Genomic DNA, 18336 nt, shown 5'->3' on the forward strand with positions numbered 1-18336 from the left:
GAGACAGCTATCATGCGAAAGTTCATTTCATCAAGCCTTGCCCTTATGATGGTCGTAGGAGCTTTTATAATGCCTATGAATCAAAAGACTGTAATGGCAGCAAATGGAATTAGAAGCGTAGTAAGTAACATGACAACCCAGCAGAAGGTAGCCCAGATGATCATGCCCGCTCTACGTACCTGGGGAAGCGGCGATGATGCAGTCCCTGCTACTACTCTAAGTGATGAGCAGAAAGCTGTTCTTATGAAGTACAGCTTTGGCGGTGTCATAATCTTCGGTCAGAATATAGAAGAAGCCGGCCAGACCACCCAGCTCATAAGCTCTATGCAAGAGGCCAACGCCATGGGCGGCGCTGTAAGCTCTCTTTTAGTATCCATAGATCAGGAGGGAGGCTATATAACACGCCTTTCTACAGGTACCTCTATGCCCGGCAATATGGCTATAGCTGCAACTAATGACCCTGACAATGCGTATCTTGCTGGAGACGTAATAGGAAGTGAGCTTTCTGTTCAGGGCATCAATGTTGACTTTGCTCCTGTCATGGATGTTAACAACAATCCTTCCAATCCTATAATCGGAGTTCGCTCTTTCTCAGATGATCCAAGGATTGTATCACAGTACGGCGCCCGCTTTATAGACGGCCTTCATAATAACCACGTCATGGCAGCTCTCAAGCACTTCCCCGGACATGGTGATACAGATACAGATTCTCACACAGGACTTCCTCTTATAGAGAAGACCTATGATCAGTTAAAAGAGCTTGAACTTATCCCATTTACACAGGTAGCTTCATCAGCAGATTTTGTCATGACTGCTCATATCCAGTATCCCAATATAGAGACAGGAACTTATACATCCATCTCAACCGGTGAACAGATATACCTTCCCGCAACACTTTCCAAGACTATCCTTATAGATATCTTAAGAAAAGATATAGGATTTGAAGGTGTCATTGTAACAGATGCAATGGAGATGGATGCAATAGCAAGCCACTTCGATCCTATGGACGCAGCAAGACTTGCCATTAATGCAGGCGCCAACATGCTCCTTATCCCGGTAGATATCTCATCACCTGACGATATCAATGAGCTGGATGATTATATAAATGGTATAGTAGCCGGAATAGATAGCGGACTTATATCCATGGACTGCGTTAACGATTCTGTTTATAGGATTCTAAAAGCAAAATCTAAATACGGCCTTATGAACGATGACTCTCTTAACGAACTCCAAAAGTCAGAACTTATAACACCTGATCCTGAGCTTGCAAGACAGGTAGTTGGTTCTAAAGAACACCATGATATTGAATGGAAGATAGCACTTGAAGCTGTAACTTCTATCAAAAATGATAATGCATATCCTGTATCAGATGATAAGAAGACAGTTATCCTTTATTCTAATGATAATCAGAAAAACTCCATAGATTTTGCTAAAGCACTCCTCATATCAGAAGGTAAGGTTACCGATCCGGATAATATAATAAGTATATGCACCAAAGACGCTTCAAAAGAAAGCCTCACAGCAGCTATCAAAGGTGCCGATACCGTAATCATGTTATCAGTATCATATTCCAAAGAAGCTTCCAATGAAGACCTTATACATGATCTTATACAAAAGACCCATGATAACGGCGGCAAGTTCATATTATTAAGTGCCCACCTTCCATATGAACTATCTTCATTTACAGATGCCGATGCTCTTATCGCCTGCTACAATTCAAGAGGCATGGATATGGTCCCGACAGGTGAGTCCAATAGACCTAAGTACGGCGCCAACATCCCTGCAGCCATATATGCAATCTTTGGCGGAAGCGACATCACAGGTACACTCCCGGTATCGATAAACTGATCTCTTCACAAAGATGTATCAAGTACAAACAAAGAATATAAACATCATAAATGTGTTATAGAAATGGCATGACTTTATGGGAGCCTTGGAGAGCGTATCTTCAGGGCTCTTTTTGCGCTTGTGATATGTTTACCTAAGGTAAAAGTTCTTGACACATCTCCTTTACGTTATGTATAGTAAAAAATAGGTTAATCGCTAAACTTAAAACTACATAGCGGACCCAGACAGGAGAAGGGATGAACTTAAAGACTATTGCAAAGCTTGCAGGAGTAAGTACTGCCACAGTCTCCAATGTTATAAACGGCAACTATCACAAAGTTTCAGAAGATACCAGAAGAAAAGTTGAGAAGATCATCAAGGATTCCAATTATAAACCAAATGCTGTAGCAAGATCCCTTGCTAAGAAGGAAAGCCGTCTTATAGGCGTAGTCCTTCCCTATATAGGGAAAGATGAAGACTTCTTCTCTAACCCCTACAACGCCCATATGATAGCAGCCCTTGAAAGACTCGTAAGAAATCATGACTACTACGTTATGCTTAGGTGCGTTGCAGATCCAAGAGACATTGTACCTCTTCTTAATTCCTGGAATGTAGACGGAGCCTTCTTCCTTGGCGTATACAAGGATGAAGTCAGAGATATCAAGAAGACCATAGATATTCCAATGGTATTCATAGATACCTATGCTCCTGGTGAAAAAATAGTTAACGTAGGCATTGAAGATTATAGAGGAGGTTACCTTTCTGCCAAGTACCTTATAGGAAAAGGGCATACAAGATTAGCCCTTGTAGCTCCCGTAAGCGGCGGAGAAGGCGTTATCAGCCAAAGACAGCAAGGCTTTATGGATGCCTGTAAGGAAAGCGGCATTAAGTTTGATCCTGATAAGGACATATTTAACTGTGCTTCAACTTATAACAGTGCCATAGAGATAGGTCAGGATATAGTCTTTGCAGGAAGAGGATATACAGGCGTTGCAACTATGTCAGATATAGTAGCATATGGTCTTATCGAAGGCTTTAGCCAGTGCGGCTATAAAGTACCTTCTGATATCTCCGTCGTAGGCTTTGATAACCTCCCTGACTGCGATTTTATGACCCCAAAGCTAACTTCCATAGCTCAGGATTACGAATGGAAGGCAGCCAAGGCTAGCGAGTATCTCTTTAAGATGATAGAAGAAGGTGGCAAGGATCTCGTAGTAGATGAACGCCAGCCCATAAGAGTCAAGGAACGTCAGTCTGTAAGGGATATTTCAGGCTGATAATAACCACTTTCCCCACTAAGACTATTATTTAGAATATATTTCTGATTATATTTCAGTAATATATATCTGAATATATCTACGTTCCAATACCACATAAAAGCCAATTAAGGTCCGGTAAATATAGTAAATGCATTTTAAACATTTACTAAATATACCGGACCTTTTTGCATATTTTAAACTTACTAACAGCCCACGAAAACCAAAAAAGTAACAAGGATTTCCCACTTGGGCAGTGTGATATCTTCGAAGGTATGGTCATGGCAGGCAGAATAATAATCATTGTAACGCTTTTTAACCATTTTATAAAAATTCATGAGCGTGATAGCTGGAGATTTTTATTCTGCACAGGGTCCACATGTCTGAGCGAAGCGAGTTTGGACCCTAGAATAAAAAGCCCCAGATATCATGCCATGAATTTATAAAATGGTTAAAGCGCTGCAATGATTATTATTCTGCCTGCCCTGCCCATTCATTCGCGGATACCACACTGTCCAAGTTGGAAATCCAACCCCCCAAAAAGAAAGGAAACTACCATGAATACGATTATGAAAAGAGTTATGGCGCTTGTTCTAACAGTAGCGCTTGCTACAGGCCTGACGGCCTGCAGCACCCAAAAGCCAGCCGAAGAAGACGGCGTATCCAAAGCCCCCGAGTGGACCGCTACAGCAGTTTTGTATGAAGTGAACTTAAGACAGTACACTACATCCGGAACCTTTAATGAGTTTGCAGACCACCTCGAAACCCTCAAAGATATGGGCATCAACACCTTATGGTTCATGCCAATCCACCCAATATCAGTAACCAACAGATCAGGTAAGCTGGGATCCTTTTATTCAGTATCTGATTACAGGGAAGTTAACCCCGAGTTTGGAACCAAAGAGGACTTTAAGGCGCTTGTAGACAAGGCTCATGATATGGGATTTCATGTAATGCTTGACTGGGTTGCCAATCACACAGGCTGGGATCATCCCTGGATCACAGAGCATCCTGACTGGTATACACAGGAGGATGGACAGATCATATCCCCCAAGAACATGGGATGGCCTGACGTAGCAGACCTTAACTATGACAGCCAGGCTATGCGCACAGAGATGATAGAGTGCATGAAGTACTGGGTCACAGAATACGACATCGACGGCTTTAGATGTGACTATGCATCAGGCGTACCCGCAGATTTTTGGGAACAAGCAAGACGCGCGCTTGATAAAGTAAAAGATATCTACATGATAGAAGAGGACCTTGGAGGCCTTGCCGCATCTAACCTTGATTATGCCTTTGATACCAACTATAACACCAAGCTCTACGAGACCCTCGTTGAGATCGCCAAGGACAACAAGACAGCTGACAAGATAAAGCTATATCTGTCCAAGGATGAGAACAACACTTTCTCCATGAACTATCTTGATAACCATGATGTTAACGCCTATGACAGAACTATATATACAGCATTTGGAAGTGAGAGCCTTCCTGCCATGATGAGCCTTGTATTCACACTTCCCGGCATACCTATGGTCTACTCATCAGATGAGATAGCCTACGATCACAACATAGCTTTTATGGAAAAAGATACTATCGACTGGACAAAAGGTCAGGGCGACTATAGAGATCTTATTAGCACTCTTTCTAAGATAAAAACAGATAACGCTCCACTTCATGCAGGTAATACTGATGAAGTGTTTGAAGTCCTTGATGCCGGTAATAAGAATATATTTGCATTTACAAGAAGCTATAAAGACAGCACCATTATCTGTATCTACAACCTGTCCAAAAGGCAGCAGTCTGAGTTTGATCTATCACAGATTCTTACAGGAGATGAAGAGGTTTTATTTAGCGGAGTAAACGGAGCATATCAGGAAGGCGGAGATAATCCATTTGCAAGAGATAACCTTGATCCATGGTCTTTTTATATACTGGTAAGGTAAAACGTATAACATACACAGGTAAATAATTCAATAGTGAAAAATAAATAATTAATCGCGCTACTATTTATTCATTTTATGGAAAATGTTTAAATGAGGTTGACCGTTTAACTAAGAGAGATTATATTACTGGTAAAGCGATTAACCAAACAGGTATTTTAAAAAAGTAACAGGTAAAGATTATATCTAGGAGGGTAAGAAATGAAAGTGAAAAAGTTAGGAGCTCTTATGATGAGCGCTGTTTTGGCAGCAGGTTTTATGGCAGGCTGTGGAAACAAAGATGCAGGAACAGGTAATGCTTCTAAAGACAACACCACACAGGCTCAGGGCGAAACAGGTACTGAAGATGTAACACTCAAGATCTGGGTTCCTGAAGAAGAGGTTGAGATCACAGATCAGATGGTCAAGAATTTTGATGCTGAGCATGACGAATTCAACATCACCTATGAGATCGCTGTAGTTGGTATCGACGAAGCTCCTCAGGCAGTTGAGACAGATGCTGATACAGCAGCAGATATCTTCTATACACCAAGCGGCGGTGTTGCAGATATGGCAGCGAAGGGACTCCTTCTTCCTGTAACCAAGGATTTCGATACTATAAGTGCAGATCTTCCTGAGAGTGCACTTACAGCAGTTACTGTTGATGGTCTTACATATGCAGTTCCATTCTCACCTAATACATATTTCATGTATTACAACAAGGATCTTTTTACAGAAGAAGAGGTCAAGAACCTTGATACTATGATGGCCAAGGATCTTGGAGATGGCAAGTGGAATTTCAGTACACAGATCACAAACTCCTGGTACATCGAGAGCTTCTTCCTTGGAGCAGGATGTACACTCTTTGGACCTGACGGAAAAGATGCAGCTGACTGCTCATTCAATGATGAAAATGGTCTTGCAGCAGGTGAGTACCTTATCGATCTTGCTACAAATCCTAAGTACCTCGAAGATGCTGATGGTGTCGGCGGTTCAGCCTTCAAGGAAGGTAACCTTGGCGCAGTAACATCAGGTGCATGGAGCGCAATCGAGTTTAAAGAAGCTCTTGGCGATAAGCTTGGCGCAGTTGCTCTTCCTACAGCCAATATTGGCGGCAAGGAAGTTCAGCTTTCTAACTTTGTAGACTTTAAGACTATCACAGTTAAGTCCAATACTGCATATCCTCTCTGCGCACAGCAGCTTGCAGTATACCTTGCAAACCCTGAGAACAGCCTTACAAGATACAAAGAGCAGGGCGATGTACCTGTACTTAAGTCTCTTGCAGACAGCGATGATATCAAGAATGATTTCGTAGCAAGCGCCCTTAATGATCAGGCAGCTCTTGCAACTAACCAGCCTAGCATCCCTCAGATGGGTGACTACTGGACACCTGCTCAGGCACTTGGAGAAGGAATCTATAACGGTGATATCACCAAAGCTAATCTTCAGGACAATCTTGATGCACTTGTAGACAGCATTACAGGAACACTTACAGAGTAAAAAGGTATGACTGTATAGTATTCAGGGGGCTGCTTATGGCGGTCCCCCTTTATCTTTGAACGGAGCATATACATTATGAACAATGAGTACAAGGATAGAAACTTCATAACTATTTTTACCAAAGGAGACATCTTTTCAAAGCTCTCCTATGTTTTTTGCGGACTTGCCAATATCCGTCACGGTCAGATAATCAAAGGTTTATTGTTCTTCCTTTTAGAAGTTTCCTATATCTTTTTTATGTTTTTAAAGGGAGGCTCCCTGTTATATGACCTTTCTACACTGGGTGAGAATACTCAGGGGATGGCATTTAACGAAAGCCTCGGAATCTATGAGATGCAGCAGGGAGATAACTCTATGCTGATACTTCTCTACGGCGTTATGGCTGTAGTTGTCAGCGCTGCTTTTATAGCAGTATGGCTTTTTTCTATCTATTCAGGTGAAAATGCCAGAAAAAATCATATGGCAGGCAAGCATGTCAATAATTTCATTCAGGATGTAGCCAGCCTTGCAAATGAGAATATTCGTTTTCTGTTCCTGGGTATACCGGTTGCAGGACTTTCTATATTTACGGTAATGCCTCTTTTATACATGATACTTATGGCATTCACCAACTATGACTCAGAGCATCAGCCTCCGGGCAATCTCTTTGACTGGGTAGGATTTACAAACTTTAAAACGCTTCTTTCAGCAGGTGACAGACTTTCAGGAACCTTCTGGCCTGTTCTTGGATGGACTTTAGTATGGGGATTTCTGGCAACATTTTCCTGCTACTTTGGCGGAATGATACTTGCCATGATCATTAATTCAAAAGGTATTAAGTTCAAAAAGTTCTGGAGGACTATTTTTGTCTTTACCATGGCTATACCTGCATTTATCTCACTTCGAGTAGTTGCGACTATGCTTGGTGAAAGGGGCATTTTTAATGTTCTTTTGCAGCAGTGGGGATTTGCCTCTTCAGCCCTTCCATTTCTGAGTAATACCATGTGGGCCAGGGCATCAGTTGTAATAGTTAACTTCTGGATCGGTGTACCTGTAACCATGCTCATGGTAAGCGGTATCCTTATGAATATTCCGGGAGAGCTTTACGAAAGTGCCAAGATTGACGGTGCAAGCCCTTTTACCATGTTTAGGAAGATAACATTCCCTTATATGTGGTTTGTTACAACTCCGTACCTTATTTCTAACCTTATAGGTAACTTTAACAACTTTAACGTAATCTACTTCCTTACAGCAGGAGAGCCGCACACACTTGATTATTACAAGGGCGCAGGCAAGACAGACCTTCTTGTAACATGGCTTTACAAGCTGACCAAAGATAGTAACGACTATAACCTTGCAGCTACTATCGGTATCATCATATTTGTTATATCCGCAACCTTTACACTTATCTCTTTCTCAAGATCTAACGCAATTAAGAATGAGGAGGGCTTCCAGTAATGAAAAAAATAGTAATAGGACTTAACCTAAGGCACTTCTATAAAGCCTTGGCAGCAGTGATATTTGGCTTTATAAGCCTTTTCCTTCCTTATGTATCAAGAGATGGGATGAGATCTTCACTTATAGGAACAGCCTTTAAGCTGTTAGCTGCATCTGAAAGCTCGAAGATCACATTTTTTGTATACCTTACAATTATTCTTACAGTTATATCTTTTGTATTTGGTCTTATTAACCTTTTTAAAACTTCAGTTAAGACCATGAAGATATGGCAGTGTGTTCAGGCGTTAAGTACAGTTTTTTGGACCTTCCTTATTTTTTCATCCAAGATGATCTTAGAAGCAGCGCATCTTCAGACATCTTTTATGAACAAGTATTTAGGAATAGGTTTCTGGATAGGCCTTATAGCTGCATATGCAGGTCTTGTATTTATCATGAAGACTACACAGACCAATACAGGTTATATAGTTCTTACAATACTTGGAACTATATGGATGTTTCCTATTTTGTGGATCATACTTACTGCTCTTAGAGCAGAGCAGGGCTATTATGTAGGATACTTCTTCCCACATAAGCTTACGCTCCAGAACTTCATTAACCTCTTTAGTAATGAAAGTGTCCTTCCTTTTGGAAGATGGTGGGTTAACACTATGATAGTTGCTATCTGCAGCTGCGTGATCAATACACTTATCGTACTTATGACATCTTTCATTCTAAGTCGTACAAGATTTGGAGGAAGAAAAAAGTTCATGAACATCCTGATGATAATCGGAATGTTCCCCGGATTCATGTCACTTATAGCTGTTTACAACATCTTAAAGGGACTTGGCCTTAACCAGTCTCTTATGGCACTTATCATTGTAGGCGCTGCAGGTGCTGCAATGGGATATCATGTCAGCAAAGGATTTTTTGACACGATCCCTAAGGCTATTGATGAAGCTGCTATCATAGACGGAGCGTCAAGATTTCAGATATTCACACATGTAACACTTCCACTTTCCAAGTCCATCATCGTATATACAGTCCTTGGCAACTTCCTTGGAGCGTGGTCGGATTACATCTTCCCAAGTATGCTCTTTGGTGACAAGCAGAGCTCTTACACAGTAGCAGTAGGTCTTTACTGGCTGACAGACTTTAGACGTATCGATACCTACTATACACAGTTTGCCGCAGGCGCTGTTGTAGTAGCAGTACCTATCGTAATACTATTTGTTTGGCTCCAGAGATTCTATGTTGAGGGTCTTTCTGGTTCTGTTAAGGGTTAGTTAATAAATTTTAGGTAAAGTATATGGATAAATTTTTAGATAGTATTTATAGCGACGGTACAAGGGGATTTGTCTCAGATCCTCTTCCGCGTCTGCATGAGAAAGTAAGAATAAGACTTAGGATGTTAGAAAGTGCTCCTGTAGTAGATGTAATGATAAGACAGATGGTCAATGGCGCTGAAAGATACATCCCTATGGACAAGGTGTTTACTAAAGGCGGCCTTTCTTATTATGAAGCTGTGATCACAGTCAATGAGCCAAGAGTAAGCTACATTTTTGCAATAACAACCAAAGACAATTTCTATTTCTACAATCAGCAGGGTATCACGACTTATGTGCCTGATTATAGGCACGACTTTGTGCTTCTTGCAGACTACCCTCAGCCTGACTGGATCAAGGGTGCAGTCTTCTACCAGATTTTCCCCGAAAGATTCTGTAATCCTGATGCCAAAGACTACACCTGGACAGGTAAGGAAGAGTTCTTCGGAGGAGATCTTAAGGGTATTATCAGTAAGATTCCCTATCTTAAAGATCTTGGAGTTACTGCTGTATATCTTAATCCTGTTTTTTCAGCCAATACCAATCACAAGTATGACTGCATAGACTATTTTCACGTAGACGAGCATTTTGGAGGAGACGAGGCTCTTGCAGATCTGTCCAAGGCTCTCCATGAAAGTGGTATAAAACTCGTCCTTGACATATCCATAAATCATACAGGACTTGGTCACCACTGGGTCAAAGAGGGTAAGCCCTATTATTTCAAAAAAGAAGACGGCACACTGATGGGATGGGCAGGCTATTCAGAGCTTCCGGTTCTTGATTACAGGAACGAGGAACTTAGGAATATCATCTACAAGGATGATGATTCTGTGTTAAAAAAATGGCTCAAACCTCCCTATAACATAGACGGCTGGAGATTCGACGTTGCGGATGTTCTTGCAAGAAATGATGACGTCCAGCTATCTGATGAGGTCTGGCGCGAAGTATGTGATGAGATAAGGAAAGTCAAAAAAGATGCCATCATAATAGGCGAGCACTGGGCTGACTGTAACGAATATCTTCAGGGAGATCTCTGGAACACACCTATGAACTATTTTGGCTTTGGTCGTATAGTAAGGCAGTTTGCAGGACTCCCGGATCTGTTCCTTATGCGAACAGAAGCTTTTAATAAAGTTAAGTACAAGATGACTTCACAGGATGTTGTTAGTAGGACTGATTCTCACTACAGCTCACTTCCACAGGTTATCGCTGATAGTCAGATGAACCTTTTTGACAGCCACGATGTCGCAAGAGTTCATAACTACGATGAGATATCTTTTGACAGATGGAAGAGCGTAGTAGTATCCCAGCTCTTGTGGGAAGGGATTCCATGTATCTACTACGGTGATGAGCTTGGTATAGACGGCTATACTCACCATGACAGTGGCTTCAGATTCCCAATGCCTTGGGATGATTTTAATGAAAATAGGAAAAAGCATCTGGAAGTATATAAGACTGTTACAAGACTTAGGCGCTTTGAAAGCGCATTCTCTGAAGGCGGAAGGAAAGTCTTATATGCAGACGGGTATACAATTGCTATAGCAAGGTTCATGGAAGATAACATGTACATAGGCATTATCTCTATGGAAGATGAAGATAGGACTATTGAAGTTCCGCTCTGGACTATAGGTGCATCAGACATTGAAAAGCCTGTAGATGAGTTTGAAAGTATGCTGTCTTGCAAGTGCAAGGGCGGAGTTCTTAAGATAGAGGTTCCTGCAGGTGCTTCTTATATAGTTAAAGTTAAGGGGATTTGAAAGTGGAACACTTTCTAACTTGGTCTCTAAGTTTGCGCGCTTGTAGTTAATCGTGGATGATAATTGGACCTTTTTGTCAGGGATGTTGCTAATTAAGAGGGTGTATATGATTATAGGTAATAAATATAGAATTACTATACTAACAGGTCGCTTGATAAGACTTGAATATAACGAACAAGGAATCTTTGAAGACAGGATCACCAAGACTGTTATAAATAGAGATTTTGATAAGGTTTCTTATGAATTAAGAAGATTCAGTGATCAGATAGAGACTGGTAAAAAAGAGAATAGTCAGATCCAAAATGATCCGGTAGAAAATAGTCAGATCAAAACAATAGATACCAATAATATATTAAGTAAGTTCATAGAAATAGAAACAGACGACCTGATCATAAGATATGATGAGAAGAACTTCAGTGCTCAGGGCCTTTCTATAACTTTAAAAGAAACAGGATCTGTATGGCATTACAGTATCACTTATGGTAACTCTGATGAGAACCTCTTCGGAACAGCCAGAACTTTAGACGGATGCGATGGCGGTCTGTGGCTTGAAGAAGGTATCTTTGGAAAGCGCGGCTATGCGGTTCTTAATGACACAGATAGCCCTGTAGTTGTATCAGGAATAGGTGATAGCCCTTCGTCTTATGAATATGCTAATCGCGATGGCAGCGGAATAGATATTTACTTCTTTGGATACGGCAAGGACTTCTATGGAGGCCTTAGGGATTTCTATAAGCTTTGTGGCAAGACTCCTATGATCCCAAGATATGCTCTTGGTAACTGGTGGAGCAGGTACTATAGATATACAGAAGAGTCTTATAGTGATGTCCTTGATAATTTTAAGAAGATGGAGATACCGCTCTCAGTAGCTGTCATCGATATGGACTGGCATATTACAGAAGTTGATCCAAAGTATGGGACAGGCTGGACAGGTTATAGCTGGAACAAGGATCTTTTCCCTGATCATAAGAGATTTCTAAAGATGCTCCATGACAGGGGACTTGCTACAACACTTAACCTTCATCCGGCAGATGGCATCAGAGCTTTTGAAGATATGTACAGGGAGGTTGCAGAGAGTGTTGGCATAGATCCTGATTCAAAGAAGCCGGTAGAGTTTGACTTTTCTGATAAGAAGTTTAGAGATGCATATTTTGAAAAGGTTATGCATCCTTATGAAGATGACGGGGTGGACTTCTGGTGGATAGACTGGCAGCAGGGAACAGGAAGAGACGAAAGAGACGTAGATCCACTTTTCCTACTCAATCATTATCACTATCACGATCAGGAAGGCAGGAATATAAGGCCTATGATCTTTTCAAGGTATGCAGGCCCGGGAAGTCACAGATATCCTGTGGGATTTTCAGGAGATACTGTCATGACCTGGAAGAGTCTTGACTTCCAGCCTTATTTTACCAGCACTTCAAGTAATATAGGTTACGGCTACTGGAGTCATGATATCGGCGGCCACATGATGGGTGACAAGGATGATGAGAGACTTATAAGATGGATCCAGTACGGAGTATTCTCTCCTATAAATCGTCTTCACTCCAGTAGCAGCGCCTTCCTTAACAAGGAACCCTGGGCTATTGATGAGCCTTATCGCGCTGTCATGACAGACTATTTAAGACTTCGTCACAGACTCCTTCCATATCTATATACAGAAAGCTTCAGAGCATATGAAGAAGATAAGCCAATAGTAAGACCTATGTACTACCTGTTACCTGATGATGAGAGAGCCTACAATGTCCCATGCGAATACGGATTTGGCGATGAGCTCATAGTCGGTGCCATTACAAGACCTATGGATAGAGAACTTAGGCTATCTACTGTGAACATGGTACTTCCAAGCGGCCGCTGGTACGATATCTTCACAGGCACTATCTATAATGGCGGCATTATGAGGAAGATGTACAGACGCCTTACTGATATCCCTGTTCTTCTTGGCGAAGGCGGCATAATTCCTATGTCTCTTGATGATAAGACTAATGGAGTAGTAAATCCAACAGATATCAGGCTCTGTATAGGATTTGGTCAAAACGGATCTTACGAAATGTACGAAGATGACGGCATCACCATGAACTATTTAAGTGGCAGCTATGTTAAGACAAGATTTGAAACAGCAGTAGATCAAGATACTCTTCATATCACCATAGCTCCTGCAAGAGGTGATCTGTCACTTATTCCAGATAAGAGAAAATATGAAATAAGTATATATGGAGCAGAAGTATCTGATATAGATAATATTGTTATTAAAGGTATATCCGATATTACTGATGATAATGATACTGAAAATAATGATATCGACAATGATGATACTGTCAATAATAATACCAAAGACAGTGATGCTATAAATGATTGCACTAAAATTTCCGGTAGTGAAGATGATGGTATTTTAAACCCTGAAGCAGTAAGTTATGATAATAGCCGCAGGATCTTAAATATCACCATCGGAAGCATCGCAACATCAAAAGGCGCAGTAGTCACAGTATCAGGTATTCATAGAGCCTCCAATGACTACAAGAAGAAAGTCTTTGACATACTAGAATATGCCTGGATCCCGATCATGACCAAGGATCTTGTAAATGGTAAGCTCATTAGCATGTCAGATGATGAGTTTTTAAACTGGCTAAAAGAAGCAGACATCTCTGAAAACCTAAAGAATGCCATAACAGAAATATATGCTGATAAGTAATATACTGCATAGCATAAGTTGGTATGATAAACGCAGAAAATTAGACCAATTAAAGGTGATTATCAGTCTAAATGCTATAATATTTTGCTGATTTAGACTAACTAAAGATGATTTCGAGTCTAAAAACTGTATTTTTTAATCGAAAAAGACGAATTAAGCGGTATAATTAGTCTGAAAGAGATATTATACTGGTAAAAGAAGTACTGATAATGTAGGCTTCACTGATACCCTGCCCAAGTGTTTTGGTCACAAAAATTGTTGTAAATGACATAAGAAATGATGTTGTATTTCAAAAATAATAGTGATAGCTTTAGGATATAGCTTTCTTGACAATACATGAGAAGCTATTACTAAAACTATCATTTTTATATGTTAAATATTATTTGGACTATTATACAGACTGGGAGGTTATATGGAGAGAGTATTACTTGATCAGGGATGGGAATATAGGAAGGGATTTCTGGATATGGCAAGTACAGCTGAGGATGGCAAGGGCATACTTGTTGATCTTCCTCATGATGCCATGATAGAAGGTGATGTATCTGAGGATGCGCCCGGACGTTTTGATATGGGCTATTATAAGGGAAGCCTTATAAACTATACCAAAAAGATAATGATACCGGATAAGTGGAAAGATGACTGTGTAGGCCTTTATTTTGACGGTGCTATGTCCAATGCTACAGTAGATATTAATGGATATAAAGTTGCAGCTCATCACTACGGCTATGCACCCTTTTATGTAGACTTGACTGACCGCGTTACATTTGGAGAGTACAACAGGATTACTGTTAATCTTAATACTACCATGAATGAGAACTCCAGATGGTATACAGGAACAGGCCTTTTTAGAAGCGTAGAGCTGTGTCACAGTCCCAGGATTCATGTAGCACATGACGGTATATTTATGTATACCAAAGAAATAGGTGATGTTACATGCACAGATGATGTACTTACTGCAGACTACGCTCTTATAGACGCTAAAGTTATGATCGAGAATACATCATATACTAATAGTATTGTTGACGTGATTCTTGAGATTGCAGAAGAAAGCGGCGAAGTTGTTAAGAGTGTTAAGAGCAGTATCTATGTAGCCAAGGGAACTTCTGAACCTGCAAGCTTTTCTTTTGCCATAGATGATCCAAAACTCTGGGACGCAGAGCATCCAAACCTTTATACAGTTACTGCCAAAGTTCAGGACGCCGGAGAGTACAGAACCCACCTTATTCCTAAAGAAGACGGCGCTGTAGATAAGGCGGTGACACTGTTCGGAATAAGGACTATATCTGTAGATAGCCGTAGAGGACTTAGAATTAATGGAAAGAGTATAAAGCTTAAAGGAGGGTGCCTACACCATGACAACGGACTGATTGGAACGGCGTCCTTGTTTGAGACGGAAGTCAGGAAGATACAAAAGCTCAAGGAAGTTGGCTTTAATGCTATAAGAACATCTCATAATCCGCCGTCCAAGGTCCTGATAGAAGCCTGCGACAGACTTGGAATGTACGTTCTAGACGAAGCCTTTGATGCCTGGAATATGGCCAAGAGAAGCGGAGACTACAGCCAGTATTTTGACGCTGATTGGGAGAAGGACCTCACATCTTTTGTCACAAGAGATAGGAACAGCCCTGCAGTTATCATGTGGTCAACTGGTAACGAGATACCTGAAAGAGGAGGCCTTTCAGATGGATATAAGGTAGCATCTATGCTGGCAGCCAAGGTTAAGAGCCTGGATCCATCAAGACCTGTATGTAACGCTGTATGCTCTATGTGGAGCGGCCTTGACGACGAACTTGCAAGTAGTCAAAACCATCAGCAGAACGCATCAGCAAGAGGCGAGTCCCTTCTTTGGGAGAATGTCACACTGCCATTTACCAATGGCCTTGATATAGTAGGCTACAACTACCTCGAAGGCCTGTATGAGAAAGACCACGAGCTCTTCCCTGACAGAGTCATCTTAGGATCAGAGAACTTCCCAAAAGAGATCGGATTCAGATGGCCATTTATAGAAGAGCACCCATATGTAATAGGTGACTTCACCTGGACAGCATGGGATTATATAGGCGAAGCCGGAATCGGCAAGGCTGTGTATGTAGACGAGAATGATCCTAAAGCTCCAAAGAACCCTTGGGAAGTCATGCCATATACATCATCTCCTTATCCATGGAGATGTGCTAATGATGCAGACTTTGATATTACAGGAAGACTCCTTCCGCAGGGTCAGTACAGGAGCATAGCATGGCATAGCGACAAGACCTATGTCTACTCCAAACATCCTGATACTTTTGGCAAAAAAGAGATCTGCAGCATGTGGGGCTTCCCTTATGTAGATAAGAACTGGAATTATAAGGGATATGAAGGCAAAGATATCGAGATCGTAGTATTCTCATCTGCCGATGAAGTAGAAGTCCTTGTAAACGGCAAGTCCATAGGAATTAAGAGAACAGATCTAAATGACAGATTCCCTAACTGCGCAGTATTCGAAACGGTATACGAAGAAGGCGTAGTCGAAGCAATAAGCTATAAACTAGGCGCTGAAGCAGTATCAGGATCATGTAATAATGACAACAATGATTCAGATATAAATACAGATAAGAATACAGATAAGGATGTCACAAGGGTTGTTATAAGTAGGGATACCCTTGAGACAACCAAGGTCCCTGCCGCTATAAGACTTGTGCCTGAGAAGACCAGCCTTAAAGCTGACGGCCATGACGTATCATATATAGGCATAGAGATAGTTGACGAGGACGGAGCAGTAGTACCGGATGCTGAAGTCTCCATAACAGCTTCCATATCCGGTAAGGCCAAACTCTCCGGTCTTGGAACAGGCAATCCCAAGACAGAAGAGAACTATACCGATAATATAACTACTACCTATAAAGGTATGGCAATGGCAGTATTAAGAAGCGGATATGAAAAGGGCGAAGCAATCCTATCCATTGAATCACAAGGCTTCTTGAAAAAAGAAATAAAGATCACATTGGAGTGATTGGCCTATTAGAATAATTAGTATAATTAGAATAAATATCGTATTGGTATAAAAAGCGATGCCGCAATGATATGTAACCTCTTTACTGGATAAGAATAATATCCGGTAAGGAGGTTTTTATTATGAGTTATTCGCTTCATGAAGATGTCATTTGTTATATGAAAATACCGTTCGTCTCATGAAGATGTCATTCGTCGGATGAAATGTGCAATCCGTCGAAAAGTTGTGACAAGCAATTTTTTACATTGTATAGTGAATGTGCTTATGCTCCTGGGTTCTTAACTGTTTTTAAGACAGTTTTATCAGAAATAAGACATGCATATATTATTCCAATATTTGAGATCATCAAAAATGGCAACATTAAAGTTAGGAACCAAAACTGAATTTATCAGATAGATAAGAAAAAGTTAATTAAAAGTAAATTTAAAGGAGACATATGACACTCTTGAGGATGCATGGAGAGGTATAAGTTGATAAAAAAAATTAAAGAAATAAAAATATATATTATTAGTACAATTATTATAGCATGTGCAATAGCAGTTATTGGATTCTTTAGTAAAGCTTTTTGGGGGTCAATTTACATACATGATTATTATTCTGAGTATAGCTATGTGATAGATCATGGAGAAGTACATCTTCTTTATTATTGGGGAAATGATGAAAATGTAGATATTCCATCCCATATACTCTTTTTCCCTGTTGTGGATCTGTGTAGTAGAAAATATATATGCATGTATCCGGAAGAAGAAAATATGGCTCGTGGATTTGAACTAAATCAAAGTTTACGATTCGTCAGTATTCCAAGCACAATAATAGAAATAGGTGATGGGGCATTTAGGGGGTGTAAAAACATTGAAAAAGTAACTTTTGGCGGAAATGAAAAAATAATTGGAACTGCTTTTCAAAATTGTAGCTCATTGACTGAAGTTTTGGTTCCTGAAAGTGTAGAAACAATTAATCCATATGCTTTTTATGAATGTACAGCGCTTTCTGATGTAGTGATTGGCGATAAAGTAAATTATATAGGATATAATGCTTTTTATCGCACTCCGTGGTTAGAAAACTATCCTGATGATTTTGTAATCGTAGGAGATAATAATCTTATATGCTATAAAGGTGATGAAACTGACATAATCATACCTGATGGAGTAAAGAGAATTAGTGGAGTGTTTATAAGAGGGAAAAATGTAGAATCGGTATATGTTCCTGATACAGTCACTTTTATAGAGTTTGCTGCATTTAATAATAGAGATATTGCAATTACTATACAATTTGGAGATGAAGATATAGAGTTTTCAGGTGATCCATGTGATACTGAGTGTGTTATAGTAGCGCCATATGGTTCTTCTGCACAGAAAATGGCTGAAATTTATGGTCATAAATATATTGAGATTGAATAAGATGAGCAAATCATTATTGGGGGATGACTCTGCGCAAGAACCTGTTTTCAGTTATTTTGAAGCAATAAGTGTGCGAATCCTGAATGTATAATGGTACACTCCAACTGTAATAAAAGATACAATCAGATATCTAATGCTTCTGACAAGGCCTGCAATAATTGTTCCTGAGTCAAGGAATTCTGTGCTAAAGGGGAGCCTAGAGATTTTATCGCAGGCAAAAAATGATATGGATGCATCTGCTACATCTGACTTCTT

Annotated in this window: 10 protein-coding genes; all 10 read left to right on the forward strand. The window is 40.4% G+C overall.

Annotation, left to right across the window (positions count from 1 at the left end; all coding sequences use genetic code 11):
- Positions 1-12: 12 nt before the first annotated feature.
- The 10 genes from I7804_RS06375 (at position 13) to I7804_RS06420 (ending at position 18081) form a co-directional block, all read left to right on the forward strand.
- Positions 13-1848 carry a glycoside hydrolase family 3 protein gene (locus I7804_RS06375; protein WP_248405511.1) on the forward strand — a complete coding sequence of 612 codons (1836 nt, stop codon included), beginning with the start codon at positions 13-15 and terminating at the stop codon, positions 1846-1848.
- Between the two features lie 236 nt (positions 1849-2084).
- The gene (locus I7804_RS06380; RefSeq protein ID WP_092044102.1) at positions 2085-3104 is read left to right on the forward strand and encodes a LacI family DNA-binding transcriptional regulator; all 1020 of its coding nucleotides are present in this window, start codon (positions 2085-2087) and stop codon (positions 3102-3104) included.
- A gap of 548 nt (positions 3105-3652) precedes the next feature.
- Positions 3653-5029 (forward strand): alpha-amylase family glycosyl hydrolase, encoded by a 1377-nt coding sequence (locus I7804_RS06385; protein ID WP_248405513.1) that lies wholly within the window; start codon positions 3653-3655, stop codon positions 5027-5029.
- Between the two features lie 198 nt (positions 5030-5227).
- Positions 5228-6505 carry an extracellular solute-binding protein gene (locus I7804_RS06390; RefSeq protein WP_248405523.1) on the forward strand — a complete coding sequence of 426 codons (1278 nt, stop codon included), beginning with the start codon at positions 5228-5230 and terminating at the stop codon, positions 6503-6505.
- A 75-nt stretch (positions 6506-6580) separates the two neighbouring features.
- A complete protein-coding gene (locus tag I7804_RS06395; protein ID WP_248405524.1) occupies positions 6581-7942 on the forward strand; it encodes a carbohydrate ABC transporter permease in 1362 nt (453 codons plus the stop codon).
- Complete coding sequence (locus I7804_RS06400) at positions 7942-9204, forward strand: sugar ABC transporter permease (protein WP_092044097.1); 1263 nt, start codon at positions 7942-7944, stop codon at positions 9202-9204. Before I7804_RS06395 ends, I7804_RS06400 begins: the two co-directional genes overlap by 1 nt.
- Before the next feature lie 23 nt (positions 9205-9227).
- On the forward strand, positions 9228-11000 hold the full coding sequence (locus I7804_RS06405; RefSeq protein WP_248405526.1) for an alpha amylase N-terminal ig-like domain-containing protein: 1773 nt from the start codon (positions 9228-9230) through the stop codon (positions 10998-11000).
- 106 nt (positions 11001-11106) lie between these two features.
- Positions 11107-13692, forward strand: a complete 2586-nt coding sequence (locus tag I7804_RS06410; protein ID WP_248405527.1) for a TIM-barrel domain-containing protein — start codon at positions 11107-11109, stop codon at positions 13690-13692.
- A gap of 412 nt (positions 13693-14104) precedes the next feature.
- Positions 14105-16681, forward strand: coding sequence for a glycoside hydrolase family 2 TIM barrel-domain containing protein (locus I7804_RS06415; RefSeq protein WP_248405528.1), 2577 nt, complete (start codon positions 14105-14107; stop codon positions 16679-16681).
- A 455-nt stretch (positions 16682-17136) separates the two neighbouring features.
- On the forward strand, positions 17137-18081 hold the full coding sequence (locus I7804_RS06420; protein ID WP_248405529.1) for a leucine-rich repeat domain-containing protein: 945 nt from the start codon (positions 17137-17139) through the stop codon (positions 18079-18081).
- The last annotated feature ends 255 nt before the right edge of the window (positions 18082-18336 follow it).

Origin of the sequence: Butyrivibrio fibrisolvens (genome assembly GCF_023206215.1) — a bacterium.
In the GTDB taxonomy this organism is placed as follows: domain Bacteria; phylum Bacillota; class Clostridia; order Lachnospirales; family Lachnospiraceae; genus Butyrivibrio; species Butyrivibrio fibrisolvens_C.